Source organism: Vibrio sp. T3Y01 (assembly GCF_013114525.1).
GTDB lineage: Bacteria > Pseudomonadota > Gammaproteobacteria > Enterobacterales > Vibrionaceae > Vibrio > Vibrio chagasii_B.
Genome location: NZ_VTXJ01000034.1, coordinates 36,045 through 42,920, shown reverse-complemented (window position 1 = coordinate 42,920; position 6,876 = coordinate 36,045). Strand labels below are relative to the sequence as shown.

General features: G+C 42.9%; 6 protein-coding genes. 4 read left to right on the top strand and 2 right to left on the bottom strand.

The window, feature by feature from the left end; all coding sequences use genetic code 11:
* The coding region (locus tag F0232_RS23970; protein ID WP_171751041.1) for a tandem-95 repeat protein at positions 1-1,166 on the bottom strand (1,166 nt) is incomplete at its 3' end.
* Between the two features lie 443 nt (positions 1,167-1,609).
* Between F0232_RS23970 and F0232_RS23965 the strand changes: the two genes are divergently transcribed.
* The 4 genes from F0232_RS23965 (at position 1,610) to F0232_RS23950 (ending at position 6,173) form a co-directional block, all read left to right on the top strand.
* Positions 1,610-2,875 (top strand): TolC family outer membrane protein, encoded by a 1,266-nt coding sequence (locus F0232_RS23965; protein WP_061033501.1) that lies wholly within the window; start codon positions 1,610-1,612, stop codon positions 2,873-2,875.
* Positions 2,875-3,492 carry an OmpA family protein gene (locus F0232_RS23960; protein WP_008224671.1) on the top strand — a complete coding sequence of 206 codons (618 nt, stop codon included), beginning with the start codon at positions 2,875-2,877 and terminating at the stop codon, positions 3,490-3,492. The genes F0232_RS23965 and F0232_RS23960 overlap by 1 nt, the downstream gene beginning before the upstream one ends.
* A 134-nt stretch (positions 3,493-3,626) precedes the next feature.
* Positions 3,627-3,977, top strand: coding sequence for a DUF2750 domain-containing protein (locus F0232_RS23955; protein WP_004738289.1), 351 nt, complete (start codon positions 3,627-3,629; stop codon positions 3,975-3,977).
* 162 nt (positions 3,978-4,139) lie between these two features.
* Entirely contained in the window at positions 4,140-6,173 is a 2,034-nt protein-coding gene (locus F0232_RS23950) for a diguanylate cyclase (RefSeq protein ID WP_105057194.1), read from the top strand.
* On the opposite strand, the gene queC is transcribed toward F0232_RS23950, so the two are convergent.
* The gene (queC, locus tag F0232_RS23945; protein WP_061033467.1) at positions 6,133-6,828 is read right to left on the bottom strand and encodes a 7-cyano-7-deazaguanine synthase QueC; all 696 of its coding nucleotides are present in this window, start codon (positions 6,826-6,828) and stop codon (positions 6,133-6,135) included. The genes F0232_RS23950 and queC overlap by 41 nt on opposite strands.
* Positions 6,829-6,876: the final 48 nt, after the last annotated feature.

Sequence of the window (6,876 nt, the reverse complement as noted above, 5' to 3'; positions counted from 1 at the left end):
ACCGTCACCGCGCCATCCGCAGGATTCGTCAGTGTCGCCGTGTAGGTGATGTTCTCGCCTTCGGTGACTGACGCATCCGCTGACAAGCTCACTGTGGTCACGTCATCAACAGGCAGCACACCAACATCAACAGTAATAGTGTCTGTTCCGCCATTTCCATCGCTAACAACAACAGTGAAGCTATCATTGCCGTTGTAATTTTCGTTTGGCGTGTAGGTCCAGTTGCCGTCTTCATCTACAACAACGGTGCCGTTGGATGGTTCAGTGCCTTTAGAGAAGTTTAATGAATCACCATCAGTGTCAGATGCTGAAATGCTACCGTTGACTGGTGTGTCTTCATCAGTAGTTACGGCTATATTGTCGCCAAGTGGGTTGCCATTTGCATCTGTAATGAGTGGGGTATCGTTGACAGGGTTAACGCCAACATTCACAGTGATCGTATCAGTACCACCTTGGCCATCGGATACAACGACCGAGAAACTATCGTCACCATTGAAATCATTATTTGGGGTGTATGTCCAACTACCATCACTGTTTAAAGTGACGGTTCCGTTTGCCGGCGGTTTAGAAATAGCAAAAGAAAGAGTGTCATTATCGCCATCAAAAGCACTCAATGTACCGCTGACTGGGGTATCTTCATCAGTCGATAAAGATATCGTGTCACCCATGGCTACATTGTTTGAATCTGCAAATAAAGGGGCTGTATTTGATTGGGTTGAAGATTCTGAGATAAAACGATAAGCATCAAGCAGGCTCAAGCTTTGTGTACGAGACATACCCAACGCTTCGAAACCTGTAGTGACGAAATCAGTACCAGGGATCGTTTCTTCGCCATCTCGCTCAATTGTACCACTAGTACCTAAGCTAGAACCATTTTGACCAGCAGCGGTTGCGAACTCTTCGCCTAATTCTGTAGGGTCTTGACCTTCTTCTAAGGCTGCGAATATATCAGCAATATCTTGGTCGAGTTCAATCTCACCATCTTCTGGTGAGAATCGCTTCGCGGAAACTTCAGGGCTATTTGATTCATTAAGAGATTCTAAGATGACATCTCCCGCCTGAAGTGGCTCGCCTTCTTCTAGGACTTTAATCGTGCCATCTGTTGAAATAACAATGCGCTGGCCCAGTGCTAGTGCGCCAGCCAAATTCAAAGTCGTCATGTCCATATTAACCCCTAAAACCCATCTTTTGTCATCAACGTCAAAATAGTGACATCTTTTTATAATATTAGTTAGAATATAACATCTAAAAACACATCATTCATAGTTATGATTCCATTATTTAACAACCTTAGATGCAAGGTAATGACAATGCTCACAACAAGTAACAATTCAGGTGCCTAAAACATCAATATAAGTTATTGTGTCAGCGAAAGATAATTCGAATACAAATAAAAGATTTCAGTGCTCAAAATCAAAATAAAACGCACGATGATCGGTTAACAAATTTACAACCATTTACGGCAGCTTCTAGAGCGAACGTTATTTTTTTGGCGGTTCACCTAAATTTTGTGTCTTTACCAAGTAAAGCTCATATTTCGGTGTCAGTCCATTTGGGGAGATGGAAATTGAATTGCATTCAAGCAACAACATTAGGATTAGCGATAGCGCTGAGTTTGCCGGCTGGCGCACAAACCTTAGAGCAGGCTGTAGCATTTACTTTAGAAAGTAACCCTGAAATCAAAAGTGCTTACAACGAGTATATTAGTAAACGTTACTTGAATGATGCATCAGGGGGAGCCTACCGACCAAGTATCGATTTAGATGGAGGTATTGGTTATGAGCACACGGACCTTGCCACGAACGCCGATACAACTGACCTCACTCGCAAAGAAGCGACAATTACGTTAACCCAATTGATATGGGATGGCTCAAACACATCAAATGATATCGACCGTACTGCAGCAGACGCTGAGTCTGTTCGCTATCAATTACTGTCTAACGCGCAAGACATCGCATTAGAAGTAACGAAAGTCTACCTTGATGCAGTTAAGGCCTATGAAGTTCTTTCTCTCTCTGAAAGTAACCTAGCGACACACAAAGAGATATACAGTGATATTCGTAAGCGCGTGGAGTCAGGAATTGGCTCGACAGCAGATATGTCTCAAGTAGAAGCTCGTATTGCTAAAGCACATGGTAACTTACTCGCAGCTCAAAATAACTTGTTTGACACTCACACTCAATTTAAGCGACTTGTCGGACAATCTCCGCTAGGTCTAACCTTTCCTCGCGCCGATGCTGGTGCTATTCCATACACTGTTGATGGCGCCCTAGCAAAAGCCTTCAATCAACACCCTGTGATCAAGATAGCTCAAGCCGACGTTGATTCAGCAAAGTTTCAGTATAAGCAGTCGAAAAGCACCAACTACCCAACAGTGTCTTTTGAAGCAGCGCAAACCTGGCGTGATGATGCCGGAGGTACAGAAGGGAGTAGTGATGAATTCTCCGCGATGGTTCGCTTAAGATACAATCTTTATAATGGTGGTTCAGATCAAGACCGCGCTGAAAGTGCCGCGTACCAACTGAACAAAGCCAAGGATCTTCGTGAGAGCACGTACCGCAATGTTGAAGAGAGTTTACGCCTTTCCTGGAGTGCTCTAGATTTGACGGTCCAGCAAAAAGAATTCCTATCTGACCACGTAGACTCGGCATCAGATACGGTTATTTCATATGAGAAACAATACCGCATCGGTAAACGAACCCTACTCGACTTGCTCAATACAGAGAATGAATTGTTTGAAGCTCGTAAAGGCTATTTAGATGCCAAGTATGACGAGCAATACGCAAAATATCGCGTTATGAACGCAACTGGTAATCTACTTACTGGCTTACGAGTTGAGATCCCTGAAGAATGGAATGAAAAGGTGGAATATTAATGAAGCTAACAAACACAGTTTTATCGCTTTGCTTCATGGTTGTATCTACCCATGCTTTAGCTGACAACAATGAAGATGAATTTGAGTATCGTGCGCTTCCGCCTGTCACTCAAATTTACGATCTACAAGATGACGACAACGACGGCGTAATCAATGCGCGTGATTTGTGTGCCGATACGCAGATTGGTGCAGAAATAGATAACGACGGTTGTGGTTCATATTTCGAGTCATCGGAGAAGAAAGAGCTCCATATACTCTTCGCCAATAACTCTACAGAAATTAACCCTGCTTTCCTCAATCAGATACGCCAAATGGCTGCCTTTTTGAAACGTTACGAAAGCACGACCATTGAACTGCAAGGTTACGCCAGTAAGGTAGGCAATGCCGAGCACAACCTAATGCTGTCAAAAGAACGTGCTGCCAACGTTAGACGCGCACTTATCAGTAACGGTATCCAACCTTCTAGAGTCAATATCGTTGGTCATGGTGATGCTGAGTTCAGTAGCAATGACACTGAAATCAACCATGCCCTTCACCGCAAAGTCGTTGCTTCCGTTGCCGGGTTTAAAGGCAATATCAAAGAAGAATGGCATATTTTCACTAAGATTAAGAAGTAACCCTCCCTACTTTAACCATACTGAAACGTTATCTTAAGTTCACGTTTCAGTATGGTTATAATTCCTTAAATAGCATATACCTAAGCCGTCTATAATGTTAATCTTGCCACGTTATCAACATAGAGAATTAATCCATGAGCAAACTAACAGCTGATACTCAAGCAAATCTAGAACTTTTCGTTTCTGAAACACAAGAAACTAAACTGGTATGGGGCCTTCGCAACGAAGAAGGTTGGCTAGCATGTGACTCAAGTGAATTCGAAAACAGCGAAGTGATGCCTTTCTGGTCTTCAAAAGAAGATGCTCAAACTCACAACGTTGAAGAGTGGGCTGACTTTGAAGTACTAGAAATTCCACTAGACATCTTTGTCGAAGATTGGCTACTAACTCTTGCTGAAGATGGCGTACTAGTCGGTGTTAACTGGAACGAATCTCTAGAAGGCAAAGAGCTTGAGCCTTCTGACCTAGCGAAATTATACATCTAATTTCAAGTATCGGCCGTGCAAATTGTACGGCCGATATCTCTCTGATAAAACTAAATAAATTAGAGATCCCGTTCGCAATCCCTGCCACAAACACCCCTCAAAAATTGAAGCAAGATCAAACTAATCATAGAATATCGTTCTTTATCTACTTGATAGCTTCTTGTGACACGTTCTCTTTTTCTTAGCTTTATCTTTTGGGTTAGTTTTGTTACACACAGCCAACCAGTCAGTCCAAGTCTCTCTTTAGACTCACCTATCACTTTGCCAAGCGCATCTGACATAAACACTCCAAACGCTGATTGGAATGCACTTTACCTATCGACTTTGAAGCACTCTCCTGAACGTGCGTTAAACATGCTGCAAACACGCTATACGAGCTCGACTGTTTACGGTGATAAGCTTTACCTATCATCTCTCCTCTATCAATACATGAGTCATCGCGATCAACCCTTCTATGGCATAGCTTCCAATGACAGCGAATACCAGGCAATTGAAAATGCGTTTCTTTCTGCGCTGATGAAAGACGGCAAAGGTCAATATGAAGAGGCACAGCAAGGCTTTTTGACCCTGTTAGCGAAGATGCAATCGCGCAGCGATTTAACCGGAAGAGCGCTACTGAAATACCAACTATGCCGATCCCTGAACGAGCAAGCGAAGTACCATCAAGCAAACTATTACTGCTCAGCTCTTCAATCCGATTTGCATAACATCGCCGACCCTGTATTGCCAAAATTTGGGACTTATCGAGTCATCGCCAACAATCACCATTTCCGTAGTGACTATCAAGCAGCGCTAAACACCTATCTAGCATTGATTAACGTATTTCCACAAGGGCATGATATTTCTGGAATCTACAATGATGTAGGTAATTTGCTCAAAGAACTAAAGCAATACGATAAATCGGCGCAGTACTTGACAGAAGCGCTAGCACTCAGAGCTGATGCTTCAGATTTAATGAAAGCTCAAGTACACCACAGCTTAGCTGACCTATATCTGAATCAAGGGGAAAATGATTTAGCGATTACCCATTTTAAGCAAGCTAAAGTACTACTGAGTACCTCATATCATAACTACGGCATCGCTCTAACCAATCTTGGTTTGGGTAAAGCGTACACACAAACCAATGACTATGATCTAGCAAGAAGCTATTTAGTCGACGCTCTTTCTGCTTCCAGCGAGCTCAACAATAATGTCATTCGAATCAACGCTTACTTAGCAATCAGCAATATGTTCGAAGATCGGAAGTTAATGAAAGAAGCACTCAATTATGCCCAACAAGCTCTAGCGCTAGCCGAACAAGTTACAAGGCATAAGTACATCGCAGAATCCCTTCTTCAGCTTTCTGATATTCATCAATCACTGGGCGATTACCAGCAAGCGTTTTACTTTTACCAACGTTACTCGTCCATACAGATGGAAGCACGAGATATTGATAACCGGTTAGCCTTTGAAGCACTAGACCTAACTCACGCTAAATATGAACAAGAGTTGGAAAACTCCTTTCTGGCACATCAGACGAAACTCGACCGCATTCAAATTGAAAAGATGGAACATCAAAGGTGGATGTACAACATCACCGTGATCCTATTGTTATGTGCAGCGAGCTTTACAGTATTGGTAAACAGAACCGTTCGTGCAAAAGCAGCCATTGACGTAATGACAAAGGCGTACGGTCGCACCGAAATAATACGAAGAATTAAGCGAGTAAAACGCTGTCAAGGCAAGGACAAGCAACACGTTCTTGTTTTGCTTGACCTAGATAAGTTTAAAAAGATAAATGACCAACATGGTCACCCTACTGGCGACAGAGCACTCGTTCATGTTAGCCAGCAAATAAGAAAACACTTAATGAATGGTGAATTGTTTGGTCGTTTAGGTGGTGAGGAGTTTGTGATCATGCTGACCGACACAAAACCTGCTGAAGTACGAGAGCGTGTTGAAGAGTTGCACTACGCCATATCAAGCACGGTCTTCTTATCAGAAAGTAAAAAGCCACTTAATGTAACCGCGAGTTTTGCTTACTTAGCAACCTCAAACGCATTAAGTGACTTTGATGACTTGTATTCAGTTCTTGATCAAGCGTTGTATCAAGCAAAGAGCAACGGCCGAAACTGCATCATCGATGCCTATAACGAGCCTATTGATTTACCAGAAGTTATTTATTCTCAGCCTGTTTTCGAACCAACTCAGCCATGATGCTTTCGCGGTCACCGAGGTAATCATTGAGGCCGACTTTACGTAATTCACACGCTGGACAATCGCCACAACCATCACCGATGATGCCGTTGTAACAAGTCAGAGTTTTATTGCGCACTAGCTCAAGTGCTGAGTATTGATCGGCTAAGGCCCAAGTTTCAGCCTTGTTTAGCCACATTAGTGGCGTTTTGATGTCCAGCTGCTTATCCATACCTTGTACTAACGCAGAGTTCATCGCTTTTACAAAGTCATTACGACAATCAGGGTAGCCAGAGAAGTCTGTTTCACACACACCGGTAATCACCGTTTCAGCGCCAATTTGATATGCGTAGATACCAGCAAGCGTTAAGAACAGAATGTTACGACCTGGGACAAACGAGTTTGGCAAACCGTTCTCTTGCAGTTCATGAGAAACAGGAATATCGTCACGAGTTAAAGAGCTGATAGCTAGCTCATTTAATAGAGTCACATCCATCACTTTGTGCGCTTTCACGCCTAACTCTTTAGCTAGTGATTCAGCGACTTCAATCTCGAGTTTATGACGCTGACCATAGTCAAACGTAATCGCATGAACTTCATCATACTCTTTTAATGCTTGAACTAGACACGTGGTTGAGTCTTGACCACCACTAAATACTACAACTGCTTTTTTCATTTCCATTCCTACCTAAAATTGACGAGCTTTCTACAACGGGTAAGCACT